Source organism: Allosphingosinicella sp. (assembly GCF_035626655.1).
In the GTDB taxonomy this organism is placed as follows: Bacteria; Pseudomonadota; Alphaproteobacteria; order Sphingomonadales; family Sphingomonadaceae; genus Allosphingosinicella.
Window position 1 is genome coordinate 273,739 of the sequence record NZ_DASPNF010000010.1, and the last position, 19,281, is coordinate 293,019.

The following is a 19,281-nucleotide window of genomic DNA, read 5'->3' on the forward strand; positions in this document are numbered from 1 at the left end:
GCGCTTTTGGAGCGGCACGGGCAGATTCCGATGGAACAAACCGGGACTGATTTCTGGCAATGAACATGGATGAATTCGAGCTTGAGCGCGAGGCGAGCGCCCCGATCGACATGCTCGAAACCTATTTCAGCGCTTTGGGCTGGGCCTATGAGCGGGGCGGCGAGGACGAGATCGTCTCCTCCTTCCAGGGCAGCTGGACGCAATATGAGCTGCGCGCGATCTGGCGCGCGGAGGACCAGGTCCTGCAGTTCCTCGCTTTGCCCGATATCCGCGTCCCGGAGGACAAGCGCGCCGCCACCTATGAGACGATCGGGCTGGTCAACGAGCAGCTCTGGCTCGGCCATTTCGAGCTCTGGTCGGCCTCGGGCCTCGTCCTCTTCCGCCATGCCGCCCTGCTCGAGGGCGGCGAGGAAAGCGGGACGTTGAGCCTGCAGCAGGCCGAGACCCTGGTCGAGGCCGCGATCGAGGAGTGCGAGCGCTTCTACCCGGTCTTCCAGTTCGTGCTCTGGGCCGACAAGACGCCCCAGGAGGCCATCGCCGCCGCGCTCATCGAGACGCAGGGCGAGGCCTGATCCCGTGACAGATTCGCTGCTGCCCGGCCCGCTCTGGCTGGCCGGCTGCGGCAATATGGCCGGGGCGATGCTCGCGCGCTGGCTGGAGCAGGGCGTCGATCCCGCCCATGTCAGCGTCGTCCGGCCGAGCGGCCGCGCCGTCGAGGCGGAGGTGCGCGTCACCACGACCTGGCCCGAGGACGAGGTGCCCGCGATCGTGCTGCTCGGCGTGAAGCCCTGGCAGCTCGACGCCGTCGCGGAGAAGCTCGCGCCGATCCTCGATCCGGAAACCATCCTCGTCTCGATCCTCGCCGGCGTCGAGCTCGCCTCGCTGCGCGACCGCTTCCGGGCGCCGCGCAACATCATCCGCGCCATGCCGAACCTGCCGGTGCGCATCGGCCGGGGTGTGATCGGCCTGCACGGTCATGGCGATCTGGAGGCGCGCGCGCTGGTCACCGGGCTGATGGCGGTGCTCGGCCATGCCGAATGGATCGAGGATGAGCGCGCCTTCGAGCTGGTCACCTCCCTGTCGGGCAGCGGCCCCGCCTTCACCTACCGGTTCATCGACGCGCTGGCGAAGGCCGCAGTGGCGCTCGGCCTGCCGGAGGCACAGGCGCTCGGCTTCGCCCGGGCGGCGGTTGAAGGAGCGGCCGCGCTTGCCGGGACCGGCAGCGCCAGCCTCGCCGAGCGGGCGCGCGAAGTGACCAGTCCGAACGGGACCACCGAGGCCGGCCTGCTCGTGCTCGACGCGGAGCTGGACGACCTCATCATGCGCACGCTCGCGGCTGCGCGCCGCCGCAGCCTCGAAATGGCCGCCGAGGCGCGGCGGGACTGAGCCGGTTTGACCTTCCCGGCGCCGCCTTCTAGGCCGTGGCGCCATGTCCATGTTCGCCTTCGAACCGAATCCCGATCCGGTCCCGGCAGAGGAGCGCGCCAGGCAGCTCATCGATCCCGGCTTCGGGCGCGTCTTCACCGACCATATGGCGATCGCGCAATATGACGAGGGGACCGGCTGGCACGACGCGAAGATCACCACGCGCCAGGCACTCACCATGGATCCGGCCTCGTCCGTGCTCCATTATGCGCAGGAGATCTTCGAGGGGCTGAAGGCCTATCCGCGCCCGAACGGCGGCGCCGCCCTGTTCCGGCCCGACGCCAATGCCCGCCGCTTCAATGCCTCGGCGCGGCGCATGGCGATGCCGGATCTGCCCGAGGAATTGTTCCTCGAATCCGTCCGTGCCCTGGTCCGGGCCGATATCGGCTGGATGCCACAACGCGAGGACGGCGCGCTCTATCTTCGTCCCTTCATGTTCGCGAGCGAGGTCTTCCTCGGCGTGAAGCCGGCGGCCCGCTACCTCTATATCGTCATGGCCTCAGCGGTGGGCTCGTATTTCAAGGGCGCGCCGAGCGTGTCGCTCTGGGTGACGCGCGAATATACGCGCGCCGGCCCCGGCGGGACCGGCGCCGCCAAATGCGGCGGCAATTACGCGACCAGCCTCATCGCCCAGGCCGAGGCGATCCGGAACGGCTGCGACCAGGTCGTCTTCCTCGACGCGGTCGAGCGCCGCTGGGTCGAGGAATTGGGCGGGATGAACATCTTCTTCGTGTTCGAGGACGGCTCGCTCGCCACCCCGCCGCTCGGCGGCACCATCCTCGCCGGCATCACCCGCGATTCGATTATCACGCTCGCCCGCGACATGGGGCTCCAGGTGCGCGAGGAGCCCTATGCGATCGAGCAATGGCATGCCGATGCGGAGAGCGGCCGGCTGACCGAGGCCTTCGCCTGCGGCACCGCCGCCGTGGTCACCGCGATCGGCAGCGTGAAGGGCGCCGAGGGCGAATTCGCGATCGGCGGCCAGTCGGTCGGCCCGGTCACCCAGCGCATCCGCGAGAAGCTGGTCGCCATCCAGCGCGGCACGGCACCCGATCCGCACCAATGGGTCGAGGAGATCGCCTGACCCTCTTTCCTTGGAGGGCGAGCGAGCTATAAGCCCGCCCTCACGCCTGCTGGGGCGTCGCCAAGTGGTAAGGCACCGGTTTTTGGTACCGGCATTCGCAGGTTCGAATCCTGCCGCCCCAGCCAGCCTGCGCTTGCTTCGCAAGCTATGGCTTGGCAAGCCAGTCTCGGTTCTTGGGCGAAGCAAGCCTAGGCTGTCCCGCCGTAGCCTTGGCGGAGGCGGACGAACCTCATGACGCAATATGTCTATGTCTTGCAGAGCCTCGAATCCGAAGCGGCACTATGTCGGCTGTACCGATGACGTTGAGGAGTGACTGCGAAGACGCGCCTTCGCCAAGAGGCATTTCTGACTATGCTCGTCGAGAGGCGCTTCCCGGCTCCAGAACTGATTGCATCATGCAAGCAGAAGTGCATGCTGTGCAGGTAGAAAGGTGTGGATATGGCCAGGCTCGTCTTCGGCATGAACCAGTCGCTCGACGGCTATGTCGACCATATGGCCTTCGGGCCGAGCCCGACTTTGTTTCGCCACTTCATCGAGGAGGCGCAGGGGCAGGCGGGCAGCATCTACGGCCGCAAGATGTACGAGATCATGCGCTATTGGGATGACGACCAGCCCGATTGGGGCGCGGACGAGCGGGCTTTCGCGGCGGCGTGGCGGCGCCAGCCGAAATGGGTCGTCTCGCGCGCTTCGCCCACGGTCGGCCCCAACGCGGCGCTTGTCGAAGGCGATCTCGAAAGCGCGATCAGGGCGCTGAAGGCCGAGCGCGAGGGCGAGATCGAGGTGGCCGGGCCGGACCTGGCACGGAGCCTGACCGAGCTTGGCCTGATCGACGAGTATCGGATCTACCTGCATCCCGTCGTTCTCGGGGCGGGCACGCCCTATTTCGCCGCGTCGAGGCCGCCGCTCCGCCTGACGGGCAGCGACCGGATCGACGAGAATGTGCTCAGGCTGAGCTACGTCCCCGCCTGATTACGCCTCGCCATCCGGTTCGAGCGCAAGCAGCGGAGCGCGGCCTTCGCGACGATCGCCGATAAAGGCCCGGCAACGGCCGGAGGCGATCGTGATGAATGAGGTTCGTGCACAGACAGATGTGGCCGACCGGATCGGCCGCATCGACTGGAACGGCGTCGCTGCCGATCTCGAGGCCGGCGGCTGCGCCGTCCTCGCCAGCCTGCTGACTCCCGGCGAATGCGACGCCATGGCGCGGCTCTACGATCGCGACCCGTGCTTCCGAAGCACGGTGGCAATGGCGCGCCACGGCTTCGGCCGCGGCGAATATCGCTATTTCGCCTATCCGCTGCCACCCTTGGTGGCGGCGCTGAGGACCGCGCTCTACCCGCGCCTCGCGGGTGTCGCCAATGACTGGAACGCGCGCATGGGGCTCGAGGCGCGCTTTCCCGGCGACCATGCGGCGTTCATCGCGGCGTGCCGCGAAGCGGGCCAGATGCGGCCGACGCCCCTGCTCCTCCGCTACGGTCCCGGCGACTATAACTGCCTGCACCAGGATCTGTACGGTGCCCAGGTCTTCCCGTTGCAGGTCGCGATCCTCTTGTCCGATCCGGGCACGGATTTCGAAGGCGGCGAGTTCGTGCTGACCGAGCAGCGACCGCGCATGCAGTCCCGCGCCGAGGTCGTTCCCCTGCGCAAGGGCGATGCGGTGATTTTCGCGGTCAACGACCGGCCGGTCAGGGGCGGCCGCGGCGACTATCGGGTGAAGATGCGGCACGGCGTCAGCCGGCTGCGGTCCGGCCGCCGCCATACGCTCGGCATCATCTTTCACGACGCGGCCTGAACGCCGCGATCACCCGGCAGCGGCCGGCAGCTCCACCTCGAAGCAGGCGCCCCGCTCCGCCGGCAGCGCGCTGATCGTCCCCCCGGACGACGCCAGCAGCGACCGCGCGATCGAGAGGCCGAGGCCGGTGCCGCCCTGCTCCCGCCTCCCGGTGTGGAAGGGCTCGAAGATCCGCTCCCGGTCGGCGGGCGGGATGCCGGAGCCGTTGTCGGCGATGCGGATCGCCACCCGGTCGCCGCGCGGCTCGGCGGCGATCCGGACCTCGGTCGCGCCCGCCTGCCGGCTGTTCTCGATCAGGATCTGGAGGACGGTCTCGATCAGCTCGGCGGCCGCGGCCGCGCGGGGAAGGCCGGGCGTCGCCTCGACCTCGACCGCGAATCCCTCGCCCCGCATCGCATCGGCCATCTCGCGCAGCGGCGCCTCGACGCCCGTCGCGGCATCTTCGGCCGCCACGGCCATGTCGGCCCGTGCGAGGTGAAGCAGGCGCTCGAGCAATAGCGACAGCCGCGCCGCGTCGGCGGCGGCATTGGCGAGGAAGCGGCGGCGCTCCTCCTCGCTCATCGAGCCCTCATGGTCCTGCAGCAATTCGATCGCGCCGCTGATCCCGGCGATCGGCGTCTTGAACTCGTGGCTCACGGCGGCCGCGAAGTCGCGCAGATAGCGGGAGCGGCGCTCGATCCGCTCGGCCATCGAGGCGAAATTCTCATAGAGCGCGCGGATCTCGACCGCGGCCGTGGCCGGCGGATCGGGGACGGTCACGGCGCCGCGCGCGACTTTCTGGGTTGCCTCGCTGAGCGTCTCGATCGGCCTGGCAATGCCGCGCGAGAGCAGGCCGGCGAGGATGACGAGCGTGCCGAAGATCAGGCCGATGCCGAGCAGGATGCGGCCGCGATCCTGATAGATGCCGACGAACAGGCCGCGCGGGCTTCGCGAGAGCATCACCGCGCCGATCACTTGGCCGTTCAGCACCACCGGGCGGACATGGTGAACCCTGATCCCCGCCGCCCGGCTCAGGAACTCGGCCCAATAGATCGGATGATAGTCGCCGCGCTGGCGCAGCACCGTCGCGGTCCGCCCGGCCAGCGCTTCCCGCACCTCGGGCAGAGCGGCATAGCTGAGGCCGACATCGTCCCGGCCGATCACGACGCGGCCCCGGGCGTCGAGGATGCGGATCGCGGTGAAGGCGCTCCGCGCGGCGTCCGAAGCGATCGGGCGCAGCCGGGCGGCGACTGCCGCGGCACGGGGGTCAACCGGCCCTGCCGCGACCGGGTTCGCCTGCTCGCCGAGCACCTCCTGGCTGCTGAGGTCGATGGTCGGGCGCTCGACGACCGGCGGTTCGGCCGGAAACGGCACCTGGCCGTCCGGCGTCCAGAAGCTCTTATAGGCGCTGCTGAGCACCATGGACTGGGCGATCAGCTCCGCTTCGGTCTGGCGGACGAGCGTGTTTTCGTAGACGCGCAGGAAGACCGCGCCGACCCCCGGCAAGGCCGCGACGAAGAGGAAGGTCATCAGCAGGATCGTGCGCAGCCGCAGCAGCGGCCAGTGGCGCTTCAGGAAATCCTTGATCCGGCCGATCAAGCGCTTCCGCCCCGGCAGGGCCCGATCCGGTAGCCGATCCCCGCGCGCGTCTCGATCAGATCGGGGCCGCCTGCCGAGGCGAATTTGTGGCGGAGATTGCGGATATGGCTGTCGATCGTGCGGTCGGTGATCGCGAAGCCGGGGCCGTGCAGCCGGTCGATGATCGCGTCGCGCGTGAAGACGCGGGCCGGCAGGCTGGCGAGCAGCAGCAGCAGCTGGAATTCGGTGACGGTGAGCGAGACCGGGGCGCCGTCCCATTGCGCTTCCCAGCTCTGCGGGTCGAGGCGGAGCTTGCCGTGCGTCACCGGGCGGAGCGCGCCCGCCTCCTCCAGCGCGCGGCCGCCGCGCTTCAGGATCGCGCTGACCCGGGCGACCACCTCGCGCGGCGAGAAGGGCTTCACGACATAATCGTCGCCGCCCAGCTCCAGGCCGAGCACCCGGTCGATCTCGTCGTCGCGCGAGGAGAGGAAGAGGATCGGCAAATCGTCGGCGGCGCGCAGCTTGCGGCAGACGTCGAGCCCGCTCATCCGCGGCATGTTGATGTCGAGCACGACCAGATCCGGCCGCTGGGCGGCGATCGCATCCAGCGCGCTTTCGCCGTCTCCCGCCTCGGCAGTCTGCATCCCCGCCTTGCCGAGCGCGAAGGCCAGGACCTGGCGGATATGCGGATCGTCGTCGACGATCAGGATCTTGTGGCTCATCGCGTACATCTCATTCACCGGGCAGCGTTCTCTGTCAAAGGGGCGGCCGTGCCATTCTCCTCCGGGAGGGCGAGGTTCGCGTCGACCGCATTCATTTCGACGACCGGCCGGGGCGGCAGCTCGACTCCCTGGGGCGAGCAATCCGGCGCGGACCCGCGCCCGGTCGGCAGATCCTGTTGCTCGACGATGCTCCGTGCCGCGGCGAGATGAGTGGCGCCGCGCAATGTCCAGCCATGCCAGTCGGCCTGCCGGACCTCGAGATGGTCCATGAGCCGGGCGCGCAAGGCCGTGACCCGCCCGCGGAACGCCGCCGGCAGACCGGGCCGGGACTCCAGCTCCAGCAAAGGCAGCAGCGCGGACGGCCCGAGCTCGCGCAGGTAGCAGAAGTCGAGCTGGACGCCGCGCCCGCCCACCTCGCGGGCGTGCCGCACGTTCCAGCCCGCCGCCACCCCGCCAAGATCGACGCAGGTCGAGGCGCCGAGCACGAGCAAGGCAGCGAGCATGTTGGCGTTGATCAGCCAGGCCCCGCTCTTGCCGCGCAGCAGCCGGTAGCAGACCAGCACGAGCCCGATCGCGACCAGCCCCATCCAGATCAGGGCCGAGATGCGCAGCACGGTCAGCGAATAGGATTCGATATAGTCGACCGTCCGGTAGATGGTGGAGGCGACGAGCAGCAGGTTCTGCGCGATCCACAGGGTGACGAGCAGCGCCACGCCGCGGGAGCGCGCGGTGTCGGAGCCCGGCCGCAGCGTCACCAGCACGAACAGGGCGGCGAGCAAGGCGGTGGCGATCAGGGGATAGGCGCCGCGATGCGCATAGCCGGCGAGGGTGAGATCGCCCGGCAGCGGCGCGCCGCTCCACAGGAAGGCGATGTCCAGCCCGTTCTGCACCGCGAACACCAGGTTGAAGGCGATCAGCGAGAGCGTGACCGAGGCCGGCGTGACGCCGGGCAGCGGTCCCGCCGCCGCGAGGGGCGGCGTCGCGCCGGCGAAGCCGAAGGTGAGGCGGGGCGGACGCAGCAGGCTCCAGACGGCGAGGAAAATGAATCCCGCGAAGATCAGGCGGGCCACCGACTCCGCGCTCAGCGTGGCATCGATGCGGATCAGGAAATTCTCGATCAGCGGGTTGGCGGCCGCGAACAGCGCCAGGAAGAGGATCGTGCCCAGCACCGGCAGGACGAGCGCCAGCGCGATCCGCCCGAAGCCGCCCGCGCGGCGGCTGCGCGTGCGGTTCAGGATGACGAGGTCGCGCAACGGCGCGAAGGGGCTGAGCACGCCATGCAGCATCATCCTCTGCACCCACCGCCACCCATTTCCGAAGCGCCCGGCCCTGGTGAGCAAGACGGCCAGGGTCAGCATCGTCCAGTAAAGCAGCAAGGCGAGGAAGCCCGGATCGGCCGCGAGGACCAAAGCGAAGAAGCCGGCGGCCGCCAGCGCCAGCCGCGCGCCGCGGTTCCGCCAGAGCAGGGGACGGAGCAGCACGACAACCAGCAGCAGCAGCAGGGCGAAGCCGCCGATCGTCGAGCCGCCGCGCTGGAAGACGAACAGGCCCTGCGCGATCCCGGCGAGCGCGAGCGTCCCGATCAGCTTGTGGAGAAAGCTCCAGTCCCGCACTGCGCGCCGCGGCGTACCGTCCTTATCGGCCATGTTCGTCCCCTTGGTCAGTCGGGACGGCCAATGGCAGAAGCAGGTTCAGCCCTGGTCCGGGCGCCATGGCGCCGCGGCGCTGATGTCGTGCAGAAAATGTGCAGGCGGGGAGCGGGGCGCCGGGCGGACTCCGCCCGCGGTCAGCGCGTTGCGGCGATACCGATCGGCGCGTCGGCCTGCTGCAGGGCGTCAGCGCGCACGCTCGTCGCAGTCGCGACCATGCCCACCGAGACGAGGAACAGGAAGGAGAGAATCTCGCCGATCCGGCGCGATGAGCGCTGCCGATCGCGGATTGTGCCTCTGTCCAGGTCGTCGAACGGGGAGAGGTGCATTCTCATTCCCCCGAACGGACCGTGCGCTTGGTCGCGCCGAGCGGAGTCGGGCCAGGCCGGCGGCGGAAGGACCAGGGGATCGGGGCGAGCATCGAGAGGACTCCGTCGTTCGATGCTGGCCGATTACGCCCCGTCCCCCCGTATTTCTACGATCATTGTCCCGATTCTTTGGCCGCGTTCCGCCAAAAGCGGCGGCAGGCGGCTGGCAATTGCAAGCGCGTGCGGATATGTGCGGATAGGTGCGGAACGGGCGAGGGGCGTAGCGTGTTGCAGGGAGATTGGCTGGGCGAACAGGCCGCGGAGGAGATCGCGCAGAAGGTGCGCGAGGAGCTCGCCCGCCGGCGCATCTCGCGCCAGGCGCTTGCCGATCTCGCCCGGATCAGCATCTCCACCCTGGAGAAGGCGCTGGCCGGCCGCCGCTCCTTCACTCTGGCCACGGTCATCCGGCTGGAAGAGGCGCTCGGCATCTCGCTGCGCGGCGGCATGCCGGCCCAGCCGCACCCGAGCGAATCCGCGCCGGACGCGCTCGGCGGCTACAATCATGGCGCAGTGCGCTGGCTCGAGGGCCGCTATTGGACCTTGCGCCCGGTCTTCCGCGGCGATCCCGGCATCTTTGCCTATCTGACGACCATCGCCTGGGAGCCTGCCTGCTCCTGCCTCACCTTCTCCGAAGGCGAGCGGGGCGACGCCCATGCCCAGCACGGCCAGGTCTCGATGCCGCACATCTCCGGCCATATCTATCTGGTCACCAGCGAGGAGGGCCAGTATCGGCTGGCGATCCTCGGCCGCCCGACCATCAAGGGCTCGCTCTATGGTGTGCTGACCACCCTGCTCGTCGGCAACGGCTCCCAGCTCGTCCCGGCCGCCTGCCCGATCGCCTTGCTGAGGCTCGACGAGGGGATGACGCCCGTTTACGGGCGGATCGACCCGGCCCATCCGGCCTATGCGACGTGCCGTGCGGAGATCGACAACGTGACGCAGGCCGATTTCGCCCGCTTTCCGACCGGCATCCACGCCGGCTGAGCGGTGCAGGCGAGGTGTCGCGGGGCTCAGGCGTAATGCCTGCCGAAGCGATTGCGGATGAACCGGTCGAAATCGACCTCGTCATGGTGGATGAAGCCGGACTGCGGCAAGATGCCTTCGCGCACCATGTCGAGCACCGCGCAGATCGCCGAGGCGGTGGTGATCTGGATCCCGCTCCAATGCTGCCCGTTCAGCTCGCGGGCATAGACCTTCCGGACCGCGCTTTTCTGCCGAAGCTGACCGTCGATCCGGCCGATCGCGCTGACGAAGATGAGCACGACGTCGTCATAGGAAACCGGCAGGGCCTCGTCGAAAATCCTGACGAGCAGTTTCTCGTCCCTGCCGAGCTTCAGGTCGTGGATCAGCAGCTTCAGGATCGCGCAATGGCCCGGATAGCGCACGGTCTTGTAGTTGAGGTGCCGGACCCCCTTCAGACGCTCGCAAAGCGTGCCGAGGCCGCCTGACGTGTTGAACGCTTCATAATCGATGCCGTCGAGGGGGAAGGTCTCGAGGCCTTCGAGCGGCTCGACGATGCGCTGGTTGCCGTCGACGACCGCTTCGCAGCCCTGCAGATATTCGTGGACCAGTCCGGCGGTGGACCAGGTCAGATTATATTTGAGGCCGTTCGTCGGGAATTGCGTCAGGGCGCCGACCCGCAGGCGCAGCTCCTCCAGCTCGTCGAACGGCCCGGCGACATGCATGCCGAGGATCGAGATGAAGCCCGGCGCCAGCCCGCATTGGGGCATCATCACCGCCGTTGACGTCCTGGCGAGTTCGAGCACCTGGTGCGTCGTCGCGACGTCCTCGGTCAGATCGAAATAATGGACGCCCGCTTTGGCCGCGCCCTTCGCGATGGCGAGCGTGACCGAATAAGGCGCGGCGGAGAGCACTGCGAACTTTCCGGCGAGCGCGCGGGCCAACGCCGCCTCGTCGGCGACATCCAGCGCCAGCGTCTCCACCCGCTCATGGCGGACGACCCTGCGCAAGGCGTCCCCGGACCGGTCGGCCACAATGACGCGATAGTCGTTGCTGCCGCCATAGCTGCCGCTGTTCGCCAGCAATTCGATGATCATGGCGCCGATCTTGCCGCCGCCGACCAGAAGTACGTCTTTCATGTCGCGAGCGTAACGTGGAAACCGCAGAATGCCACCCGGGGCCGGCGCTTCACTGGTCGACTCGCCGGGAAGCCCCTAAGGAGGCGCCATGGCAGCGGCGATTCATGTCGGCATTGGCGGCTGGGACTTCGATCCCTGGCGGGGGACCTTTTATCCCGCCGGCTTGCCGAAGGCGAAGCAGCTCCAGCATCTGGGGACGCGGCTCAATGCCACCGAGGTCAACGCCACATATTACAGCAGCATGTCGCCGGCGACGTTCGCCAAATGGGCGGCCAGCGTGCCGGACGGTTTCAAGTTCGCGCTGAAGGCCTCGCGCTTCTGCACCAACCGCAAGAAGCTGGGCGAGGCGGCGGAATCGATCGGCAAGTTCTGCGCCCAGGGCTTCACCGAACTCGGCGACAAGCTCGGCCCGATCCTCTGGCAGCTGGCGCCGACCAAGAAATTCGACGCGGACGAGATCCGCGAGTTCCTCATGCTGCTGCCGACGAGCCGCGACGGCATCGCCCTGCGGCACGGGATCGAAGCCCGCCACGAAAGTTTCAAGAACAAGGAGTTTGTCGCTTTGGCCCGCGCCTCGAATGTCGCGATCGTCTTCGCCGATCATGAAAGCTACCCGGAAATGGCCGATCTGACCGCCGACTTCGTCTATGCGCGGCTGCAGCAGGCGAAGGCGGCGGAGCCCGCCGGCTATTCGCCTGCGGCCCTGGACCGCTGGGCCGAAGTGGCGCGGGGCTGGGCGAAGGGCGAGAGCCCGGAGGGGCTCGCTTATGTCGCCGAGGCGCTGGCACCGAGGATGCCGCGCGAGGTCTTCGCCTTCTTCATTGCCGGCGACAAGGTCCGCAACCCCGCCGCCGCCGAGGCGCTCACGGAGCGGCTCGCATGAGCCGGCTGGAGTCGATTTCGCCCGTCGACGGCGCGGTATTGGGCAGCGTTGCGGTCGCGGACCATGCTGCCGTCGAGGCCGCGATCGGCCGGGCGCACGACGCCTTTCTCGCCTGGCGGCTGGTGCCGCCGCCGAAGCGCGGCGAGCTCGTCCGCCTGTTCGGCGAGGTGCTGCGCGAGGAGAAGGACGAGCTCGGGCGCCTCGTCAGCCGGGAATGCGGCAAAATCCTCTCCGAGGGCCTCGGCGAGGTCCAGGAGATGATCGACATTTGCGATTTCGCGGTCGGCCTGTCCCGCCAGCTCTACGGCCTCACCATCGCCACCGAGCGGCCGGGCCACCGGATGATGGAAACCTGGCATCCGCTGGGCGTGGTGGGCGTGATCTCGGCTTTCAACTTCCCCGTCGCGGTCTGGGCCTGGAATGCATGCCTTGCTTATGTCTGCGGCGACTCCGTGGTCTGGAAGCCGTCCGAAAAGACTCCGCTCTGCGCCGAGCAGGTCGCCGCGCTTTTCGCCCGCGCCGTCACGCGCTTCGGCGACGCGCCGGCGGGTCTGCTCGAGGTCGTGCAGGGAGGGCGCGAGGTCGGTGAGGCGCTGGCCGACGATCCGCGCGTTCCCCTCGTCTCGGCGACGGGCTCGACACGCATGGGCCGCGAGGTCGGGCCAAGGGTCGCGGCGCGCTTCGGACGCAGCCTGCTCGAACTGGGCGGCAACAATGCGATGATCGTCGCGCCGAGTGCCGACCTCGAGCTTGCGGAACGCGCCATCGCCTTCGCCGCGATGGGCACGGCCGGGCAGAGGTGCACGACGCTGCGCCGCCTGATCGTCCATGCCGACGTCTACGACCGCCTGGTGCCGCGCCTGAAGACGATCTGGTCGAGCGCGAAGGTCGGCGATCCGCTCGACGCGGGCACTTTGGTCGGGCCGCTGATCGACGCCGCGGCCGTCGAGGGCATGCAGGCGGCGCTCGCCGAGGCGGAGGGGCAGGGGGGCGCCGTCCATGGCGGCGAGCCACTCGAGGGCTGCTACGTCCGGCCCGCTTTGGTCGAGATGCCCGGGCAGAGCGCGGTGATGGTGAAGGAAACCTTCGCGCCGATCCTCTATGTGCTGCGCTATACCGATCTCGCCGAGGCGATCGCGCTGCAGAATGCCGTTCCGCAAGGCCTTGCCTCCTCCGTCTTCACCACCGACCTGCGCGAGGCCGAGGCCTTCCTTTCGGCCGCGGGCTCCGACTGCGGCATCGCCAACGTCAATATCGGCCCCTCCGGCGCCGAGATCGGCGGCGCGTTCGGCGGCGAGAAGGAGACGGGCGGCGGCCGCGAGAGCGGCTCGGACAGCTGGCGCGCCTATATGCGACGCGCGACCAACACGATCAATTACAGCCGCGAGCTGCCGCTGGCCCAGGGAGTCGATTTCTCCATTCCGGAGGCGTGAGAGGGGCGCGCGTTAAGCACAAATTCCCCTCACGACTCTGAGCAATTTATTAACCGGTAGGCTGGTATTTCCTCCGCGCCCCGGGGGAGACCTAAGTGAGGTATTCGCGCAAAATCGGTCCGCCGATCGTGTCTGCCGCGGTGGCGACGCTCGTACTTACGAACTTCGCTACCGTCAGTATCGTCAAGGACAATACGAATTCGCAGGTCGAGCTGTTCGGCTCGATCTGGCCGATCGCGCTCACCTCCGCCGTGGCCGTCATCCTCGTCATGTCCTTCCTCTACAAGTCGCTGGTCGACCTCGTCGACGAGCTGGAGGCGCGCGAGGCGAACGCCCAGCACCAGGCCCTGCACGACCAGCTGACCGGGCTGGCGAACCGCGCCTTGCTGGAGGACCGGCTTTCCCAGGCGCTGACCCGCTATCGCCGCTCCGGCGAGCAGGTCGCGTTGCTGATGCTCGACCTCGACCGCTTCAAGCAGGTCAACGACACGCTCGGCCACAATGCCGGCGACAAGCTCGTCCAGGAAGTGGGCGAGCGGCTGCGCTCGCTGCTGCGCGAGACCGACACCGTCGCCCGCATCGGCGGCGACGAATTCGCCATCGTGCAGGTGAGCCCGAAGGGCGAGGCCGACGTCCGCCGGCTCTGCGAGCGGATCATCTCGGTCATCCGCAAGCCGTTTCTGATCGGCGACCGGGAAGCGCGGGTCGGGGTCTCGATCGGCGCAGTGTTCGCGACCAGGGAAGTGTCCGAAGCTTCCGAGCTGCTGCGCAAGGCGGACATCACCATGTACCGCGCCAAGGCGGCGGGTCGGGATTGCTTCCGCCTGTTCACCGAGGCGATGGATGCCGACGTCCAGCGCCGCGACCAGATCGAATCGACGCTGCGCGCCGAGCTGCGCGAAGGGCGCGGGCTCGATCTCCACTATCAGCCGATCTTCGACGGTCGCGGCAAGGTGACCGCGCTCGAAGGCCTGGTGCGTTGGGACCATCCGACGCTCGGCCAGGTCAATCCGAGCGAGATCATCCCGATCGCCGAGGAATGCGGCGTGATCGACGAGCTCGGCCAGCACAGCTTCCGCGACGCCTGCAAGATGGCGCGGCGCTGGCCGGACCTCACCATCGCCGTCAACCTCTCCGCCGTGCAGTTCCGCGCGCCGCGCTTCGCCGCGTCGCTGCGCGCGATCGCCCATGAGGAAGGCGTCGAGCCGACCCAGCTCGAGCTGGAGATCACCGAGGGCCTGTTCATCGAGCACGGCACGCTCTGCGGTCAGACCATCCAGGAGCTGCGCCGCGACGGCTTCCGCATCGTCCTCGACGATTTCGGCACCGGCTATTCCTCGCTGTCCTGCCTCCGGAAATTCCCCGTCGACAAGATCAAGCTGGACCGCTCGTTCATCGACACCGCCGCGCGCGACCAGAGCGTCGCCATCATCCGCGCTGCGGTGACCCTGGGACATGCCATGGATCTCGAGGTCGTGGCCGAGGGCATTTCCAGCAGCGAGGAAGAGCAGATCGCGCTCGAGGCCGGCTGCGACGGCCTGCAGGGCCACCTCTATGCGCCGGCGATGCCGGCCGACGCGATCGGCGGCTTCCTTGCCGCCCACGATCCGGACACCACCATCTCCAACGCCGCCTGAACGGCATCCAGCGGGTGACACTTGCGCGCCGGCTGAATAAGCTCGGCGGATGAGCACGCGCCGGTTCGCCTTCCTTCTCGGTTTCTTCTTCGTACTGGCGGGGATTGCGGGCTTCCTGCCCTTCCTCTCGCATCCGGAGACCGGTGCGACGCTCGCCGACAATGTCGTCGCGCCGGCGCCGCACGGCGGGGCCATTCTCGGCACCGGCGACGACATGCTGTTCGGCTTCTTCCCGGTGAATACGGCGCATAATGTCGTGCACATCCTGTTCGGCCTCTGGGGCCTTGCCGCCGCGCGCTCCTGGCGCGGCGCGCTGATCTATGCGCGGAGCGTCGCGCTCATCTATGCGCTGCTGGCCATCGCCGGCCTGCTGCCCGCCCTCCAGACGGGCTTCGGGCTGCTCCCGCTCTACGCCAAGGATGTCTGGCTGCACGGGCTGATCGCGCTCGGCGGGCTTTATTTCGGCTGGGCCGCGCGCGGCGCCGACCGGGTCTGAACCCGTCCCGTCTTCCGCGGAACATCGCCGAAATGACTCGCCTGCCCCGCCGCACGGGGGTAGGTTCCGGCCCGTTATCGAGTTGCGTCAGAACGATTTGATACAGGAGGGAGAGCTGGGATGAGCACGCGTACATTCGCTTTGATCTTCGGCCTTGTGTTTCTTGCGGTGGGGGCGCTCGGCTTCGTGCCCGGCATGACCCATACGCCCGCAGCGGGAAGCCACAACGTGACCATGACCAACGGCTATGGCGACCTTTTGGGCCTGTTCCCGGTCAATGTGCTGCACAATGCCGTCCACATCCTGTTCGGCCTGTGGGGCCTCCTGGCTTCGCGTTCGGCCGCCGGGGCGGTCACTTATGCCCGCGGCGTCGCGATCATCTACATCCTGCTCGCGGTGCTCGGCCTCATCTCCGCCACGGAGACGACCTTCGGCTACATTCCGATCTACGGCAACGACGTCTATCTGCACGCCGCGCTCGGGATCATCGCGGCCTATTTCGGCTTCGCGAACAAGGGCCGGACGGCCTGAAATGCACGTGGCCCGGCGCTCGCGCCGGGCCACCCGCTCGTCCGAGACCTGCAAATCCGTCTAGCGCGGAGCCGGGCGCTTGCCTACAAGGGCGGCATGATCAAGTCGCTTCGCAACGCAGCCCTCATCGTTCTGCTGGCTTCGCCGACCATGCCGGGCGCCATCCAGGCCGCCGCCCTCGACCAGGAGCAGCCCCCGGTCGTCACGCCGGCGCCGCCCCCGGCGCCGGTCAGCTGGCGCCTGAACGATGCGCGCGAATTGCTCGAATATGTGCGCAATGTCGGGGTCGATGGCCTTAGCCCCGCGGCCTACGGTCCGGACCGGCTCGCCGCCGCGATCGAGACCGGCGACCGTGCGCAGGTCACCCCCGTTGCCAGCGAGATCTTCCTGCAGCTGGCGACCGACCTCAGCGGCGGCCGCGTGCGCGGGCGCAGCCGCGTCGACTGGTTCATGCCCGATGCGGGGCTGACCGAGGAAGCGAGGCGGCAGCTGCTGACGCAGGTGACCACGCGGGGCGGCGTCGCCGAGGCGCTGAACGGCCTGCTCCCGACCCATCCGCAATATGCCGGCCTGAAGCGCGCTCTCGCCAACACCGCGCCTGACGACACGGCGCGGCGCGACCTCATCCGCACCAACATGGAGCGCTGGCGCTGGATGCCGCGCAACTTGGGTGCGCGCCACGTCCTGGTCAACGTCCCCGCCTTTACCGCCGCCCTGATCGACGAGGGTCGGGTCACGGCCCGTCACCGGGCGGTGGTCGGCGCCGTGCGCACGCCCACGCCGCAGCTCAGCGCCACGATCACCGCCGTCACGATGAACCCGTGGTGGAACGTGCCGCAGAGCATCGTCCGCACGACCAGCTTCGGCGCCGGCTATCAGGTGACGCGGGGCGCCAACGGCAGCATCAGCGTCCGCCAGCCGCCTGGGCCGCGCAACGCGCTCGGCCGGCTGAAGATCGAAATGCCGAACCCGCACGCCATCTATCTGCACGACACGCCGTCCCAGGCTCTGTTCGGCCGCGCGGTTCGCGCCTTCAGCCATGGCTGCATCCGCACCCAGAATGTGCGCGACTTCGCCGCCCATCTGCTGGAGTCGACCGACGGCTGGAACCGCGACCGGATCGACGACGTGATCGCGACCGGCCGCAACCAGACCCAGCGGCTCGCCCAGCCGGTGCCGGTCTACATCGCCTATTTCACCGCGGCGGCGACCACCGACGGCGATATCGTACGCTATAACGATCTCTACGGCCGCGACACGCCGGTCCGCGTCGCGCTGAACCGGGCGGGTCCGGCGCGGACTCCGGCCGCGACTGCCACGGCGAGCAGCGGCGGAAACTGACCTCCCCTGCCAGGTCCGGGCGGAACGGCCTGCGCCGGCGGGGGTTTTCCGGCTGAGCAAAACAGCCGGAGGCCGCCATGGCCGAGCATCGATCCTATTGGAACGCCACCGCGCCCGAAATCGCCTTTCCGTCGCTGAGCGGTGACATCGAGGCCGATGTCGCGATCATCGGCGGCGGCATCGTCGGCGTCACCACGGCCCGGTTGCTGCGCGACCGGGGGCTGAAGGTTGTCCTGGTCGAGGCCCGGCGCATCGGCGAAGGCGTGACCGGCAAGTCGACCGCCAAGATCACCTCCCAGCACAATATCGCCTACACGGTCATCGAGAAGAAGTTCGGCCATGACGGTGCCCGCCGCTATGCCGACGCGAACGAGGCCGGCCTGGGGATGATCGGCGAGCTGGCCGAACGGCACGGCATCGACTGCGCGCTGGAGACGCGCCCGGCCTTCGTGTGGACCCGCGACCCCGACGAGGTCGAAAGGATCGAGCAGGAGGCGGATCTCGCCGCGCGCCTCGGCCTCCCCGCCTCGCTGACCCGAGACACCGGGCTGCCGTTCAGCGTCCAGGCGGCGATGCGCTGGGACAATCAGGCGCAATTCCACCCGGTCCGCTATCTTAAGGGTCTCGCGCAGAGCATCCCGGGAGAGGGCTGCCACATCTTCGAGGGCTCGCGGGTAACCGACTGGGATCCGCACCGGATCGAAACGGAGGCCGGCCGCGTGCGTGCGCGCCATGTCGTGATGGCCACCCACCTGCCGCTCGGCAAGACCGGCCTCTTCTTCGCGGAGAACTTCCCGCACATGCACCCGGTGATCATGGGCCGCTGCGAGCCGGGGCGGGTGCCGCAGGGCATGTATATCAATGTCGAGGCGCCGCATTTCTCGGTCCGCGGGCATCGCGACCAGGCCGGTGATGACTGGCTGATCTTCGCCGGTCCCTCGTTCAAGCACGGCCATGTCGACCAGGAGCGCGACAGCTTCGATCAGCTCGAGCGGTTCGCCTTCAGCCATTTCGGCGTGCAGCCCGCTTGGCGCTGGACCAACGAGGATTACACTCCGATGGACCATGCCCCGTTCATTGGCTGGTCCTCCTCGCTCGGCGAGGGCTATCTCGTCGCCACGGGCTTCAACGCCTGGGGGATCACCACCGGCACCGCCGCGGCGATGCTGATCACGGACCTGGTCGACGGCAAGGAGAATGACTGGCTGAAGCTGTTCGACGCGACCCGGGTGAAGCCGGTCGCGGGCGCGGCGGAGCTCGCCAGGGGAACGGCGGAAACCGCCGCCCATCTGATCGGCGGTTACATCAGGCGCAAGCCGCACGACCTGGAGTCGCTGGCCGCGGGCGAAGGGGCGGTGATGAAGATCAACGGAAACAATGTCGCCGCCTACCGGGACGACAGCGGCCGGCTGCACGCCTGCTCGGCCGTCTGCACGCATATGGGCTGTATCGTCGGCTGGAACGAGACCGACCGGACCTGGGACTGCCCCTGCCACGGCTCGCGCTTCGCGCTCGACGGCAGCGTCCTGCACGGGCCGGCGGTCAGCCCGCTGGAACCGGCCGAGATCGGCGCTGAAACGGAAACGACCGCCTAGGGCCTTAAACGAGGCGGTCGGCGTAGAGGAAGCGGCCGGGGCCCAGGCGGGCGAGCACTTCCTGGAGGCTCTGATAGGAAAAGGCGAAACAGCCTTCGGACCGTCCGATGCGGCCCTGCATCGCCGCGACCTGCGGCTCCGCATACCAGGCCGAGTGGATCACGATCGCCCGCGATTCCGCATTGCTGTTCGTGTAGTCGAGCCCGCGCACGCGCATCGCGCGGCCATAGCGGCCCGGATAATAAAGCGTGGTCACATAGCCGCCCGACGAGGTCGCCTCGGAGCCCGGGACGTTGGAGAAGCGCTGCAGGAAGCCGCTATGCTCGGGATCGGAACCCCGGCCATGCGCGACGAGGTGGCGGGTGACCCGGCCGCTATTGGTGTCCAGCAGATAGAAGCGCGACTCGCCCGAGGACTTGGAGAAATCGGCGATGCCGACGATGTCGATATGCCGAAGCGAGTTGCGGTGCCGGTCGAACGAGGCGCGGGCGCGCGCGACGAGGCGCGGATCGATCACCGGATCGGCATAGGGCCGGGCGGTCGCCGGCGCGCTGGCATACGGCCGCGGCGGGCCGTCCATGTAACGGTCGGGGCGGGTCCGGTAGGGATCGGCGGTCTGCGCCTTGAGTACGGACGGCATCAGCACGAGCGCGCCAGCGCCGGCAGCTC

General features: G+C 68.6%; 19 protein-coding genes and 1 tRNA gene. 14 read left to right on the top strand and 6 right to left on the bottom strand.

Annotated elements, in window-relative coordinates; translation table 11 throughout:
- Positions 1-59 precede the first annotated feature (59 nt).
- The 6 genes from VEC11_RS09720 to VEC11_RS09745 all read left to right on the top strand — a co-directional run bounded on the left by VEC11_RS09720 (position 60) and on the right by VEC11_RS09745 (position 4,301).
- Complete coding sequence (locus VEC11_RS09720) at positions 60-572, top strand: type III secretion system chaperone family protein (protein WP_464130539.1); 513 nt, start codon at positions 60-62, stop codon at positions 570-572.
- 4 nt (positions 573-576) lie between these two features.
- On the top strand, positions 577-1,386 hold the full coding sequence (locus VEC11_RS09725; protein WP_464130540.1) for a pyrroline-5-carboxylate reductase family protein: 810 nt from the start codon (positions 577-579) through the stop codon (positions 1,384-1,386).
- 43 nt (positions 1,387-1,429) lie between these two features.
- Entirely contained in the window at positions 1,430-2,509 is a 1,080-nt protein-coding gene (locus VEC11_RS09730) for a branched-chain amino acid aminotransferase (protein WP_464130541.1), read from the top strand.
- Between the two features lie 50 nt (positions 2,510-2,559).
- Positions 2,560-2,634 (top strand) — tRNA-Gln (locus VEC11_RS09735).
- 313 nt (positions 2,635-2,947) lie between these two features.
- Positions 2,948-3,478 (top strand): dihydrofolate reductase family protein, encoded by a 531-nt coding sequence (locus VEC11_RS09740; protein WP_464130542.1) that lies wholly within the window; start codon positions 2,948-2,950, stop codon positions 3,476-3,478.
- Positions 3,479-3,572: 94 nt separating this feature from the next.
- A complete protein-coding gene (locus tag VEC11_RS09745) occupies positions 3,573-4,301 on the top strand; it encodes a 2OG-Fe(II) oxygenase (protein WP_464130543.1) in 729 nt (242 codons plus the stop codon).
- A 9-nt stretch (positions 4,302-4,310) separates the two neighbouring features.
- On the opposite strand, the gene VEC11_RS09750 is transcribed toward VEC11_RS09745, so the two are convergent.
- The 4 genes from VEC11_RS09750 to VEC11_RS09765 all read right to left on the bottom strand — a co-directional run bounded on the left by VEC11_RS09750 (position 4,311) and on the right by VEC11_RS09765 (position 8,558).
- Positions 4,311-5,879: a sensor histidine kinase gene (locus VEC11_RS09750; protein WP_464130545.1), complete on the bottom strand. Its 1,569-nt coding sequence runs from the start codon at positions 5,877-5,879 to the stop codon at positions 4,311-4,313.
- Positions 5,876-6,580, bottom strand: coding sequence for a response regulator transcription factor (locus VEC11_RS09755; RefSeq protein ID WP_464130546.1), 705 nt, complete (start codon positions 6,578-6,580; stop codon positions 5,876-5,878). The genes VEC11_RS09750 and VEC11_RS09755 overlap by 4 nt, the downstream gene beginning before the upstream one ends.
- A 14-nt stretch (positions 6,581-6,594) precedes the next feature.
- Positions 6,595-8,226 carry a DUF4153 domain-containing protein gene (locus VEC11_RS09760; RefSeq protein ID WP_464130547.1) on the bottom strand — a complete coding sequence of 544 codons (1,632 nt, stop codon included), beginning with the start codon at positions 8,224-8,226 and terminating at the stop codon, positions 6,595-6,597.
- Positions 8,227-8,366: 140 nt separating this feature from the next.
- On the bottom strand, positions 8,367-8,558 hold the full coding sequence (locus tag VEC11_RS09765) for a hypothetical protein (protein ID WP_464130548.1): 192 nt from the start codon (positions 8,556-8,558) through the stop codon (positions 8,367-8,369).
- 264 nt (positions 8,559-8,822) lie between these two features.
- On the opposite strand from VEC11_RS09765, the gene VEC11_RS09770 reads away from it, so the two are divergent.
- Positions 8,823-9,581 carry a helix-turn-helix domain-containing protein gene (locus tag VEC11_RS09770; protein ID WP_464130551.1) on the top strand — a complete coding sequence of 253 codons (759 nt, stop codon included), beginning with the start codon at positions 8,823-8,825 and terminating at the stop codon, positions 9,579-9,581.
- A 26-nt stretch (positions 9,582-9,607) separates the two neighbouring features.
- Here the strand turns inward: VEC11_RS09770 and VEC11_RS09775 are convergent, their stop codons facing one another.
- Positions 9,608-10,696 (bottom strand): saccharopine dehydrogenase family protein, encoded by a 1,089-nt coding sequence (locus VEC11_RS09775; RefSeq protein WP_464130552.1) that lies wholly within the window; start codon positions 10,694-10,696, stop codon positions 9,608-9,610.
- Between the two features lie 88 nt (positions 10,697-10,784).
- Between VEC11_RS09775 and VEC11_RS09780 the strand changes: the two genes are divergently transcribed.
- From VEC11_RS09780 to VEC11_RS09810, 7 genes are all read left to right on the top strand, one after another.
- Complete coding sequence (locus VEC11_RS09780; RefSeq protein ID WP_464130553.1) at positions 10,785-11,579, top strand: DUF72 domain-containing protein; 795 nt, start codon at positions 10,785-10,787, stop codon at positions 11,577-11,579.
- Complete coding sequence (gene amaB, locus VEC11_RS09785; RefSeq protein WP_464130554.1) at positions 11,576-13,012, top strand: L-piperidine-6-carboxylate dehydrogenase; 1,437 nt, start codon at positions 11,576-11,578, stop codon at positions 13,010-13,012. The genes VEC11_RS09780 and amaB overlap by 4 nt, the downstream gene beginning before the upstream one ends.
- A 95-nt stretch (positions 13,013-13,107) precedes the next feature.
- A complete protein-coding gene (locus VEC11_RS09790) occupies positions 13,108-14,649 on the top strand; it encodes a putative bifunctional diguanylate cyclase/phosphodiesterase (protein WP_464130555.1) in 1,542 nt (513 codons plus the stop codon).
- Between the two features lie 49 nt (positions 14,650-14,698).
- Positions 14,699-15,145 (top strand): DUF4383 domain-containing protein, encoded by a 447-nt coding sequence (locus VEC11_RS09795; RefSeq protein WP_464130556.1) that lies wholly within the window; start codon positions 14,699-14,701, stop codon positions 15,143-15,145.
- Between the two features lie 120 nt (positions 15,146-15,265).
- Complete coding sequence (locus VEC11_RS09800) at positions 15,266-15,676, top strand: DUF4383 domain-containing protein (RefSeq protein ID WP_464130558.1); 411 nt, start codon at positions 15,266-15,268, stop codon at positions 15,674-15,676.
- Positions 15,677-15,772: 96 nt separating this feature from the next.
- Entirely contained in the window at positions 15,773-17,017 is a 1,245-nt protein-coding gene (locus VEC11_RS09805; RefSeq protein ID WP_464130559.1) for a L,D-transpeptidase family protein, read from the top strand.
- Between the two features lie 77 nt (positions 17,018-17,094).
- The gene (locus VEC11_RS09810) at positions 17,095-18,612 is read left to right on the top strand and encodes an FAD-dependent oxidoreductase (protein WP_464130560.1); all 1,518 of its coding nucleotides are present in this window, start codon (positions 17,095-17,097) and stop codon (positions 18,610-18,612) included.
- A gap of 4 nt (positions 18,613-18,616) precedes the next feature.
- Here VEC11_RS09810 and VEC11_RS09815 read toward each other — a convergent pair whose 3' ends face one another.
- Positions 18,617-19,252 carry a murein L,D-transpeptidase catalytic domain family protein gene (locus tag VEC11_RS09815; protein ID WP_464130561.1) on the bottom strand — a complete coding sequence of 212 codons (636 nt, stop codon included), beginning with the start codon at positions 19,250-19,252 and terminating at the stop codon, positions 18,617-18,619.
- Between the last annotated feature and the right edge of the window lie 29 nt (positions 19,253-19,281).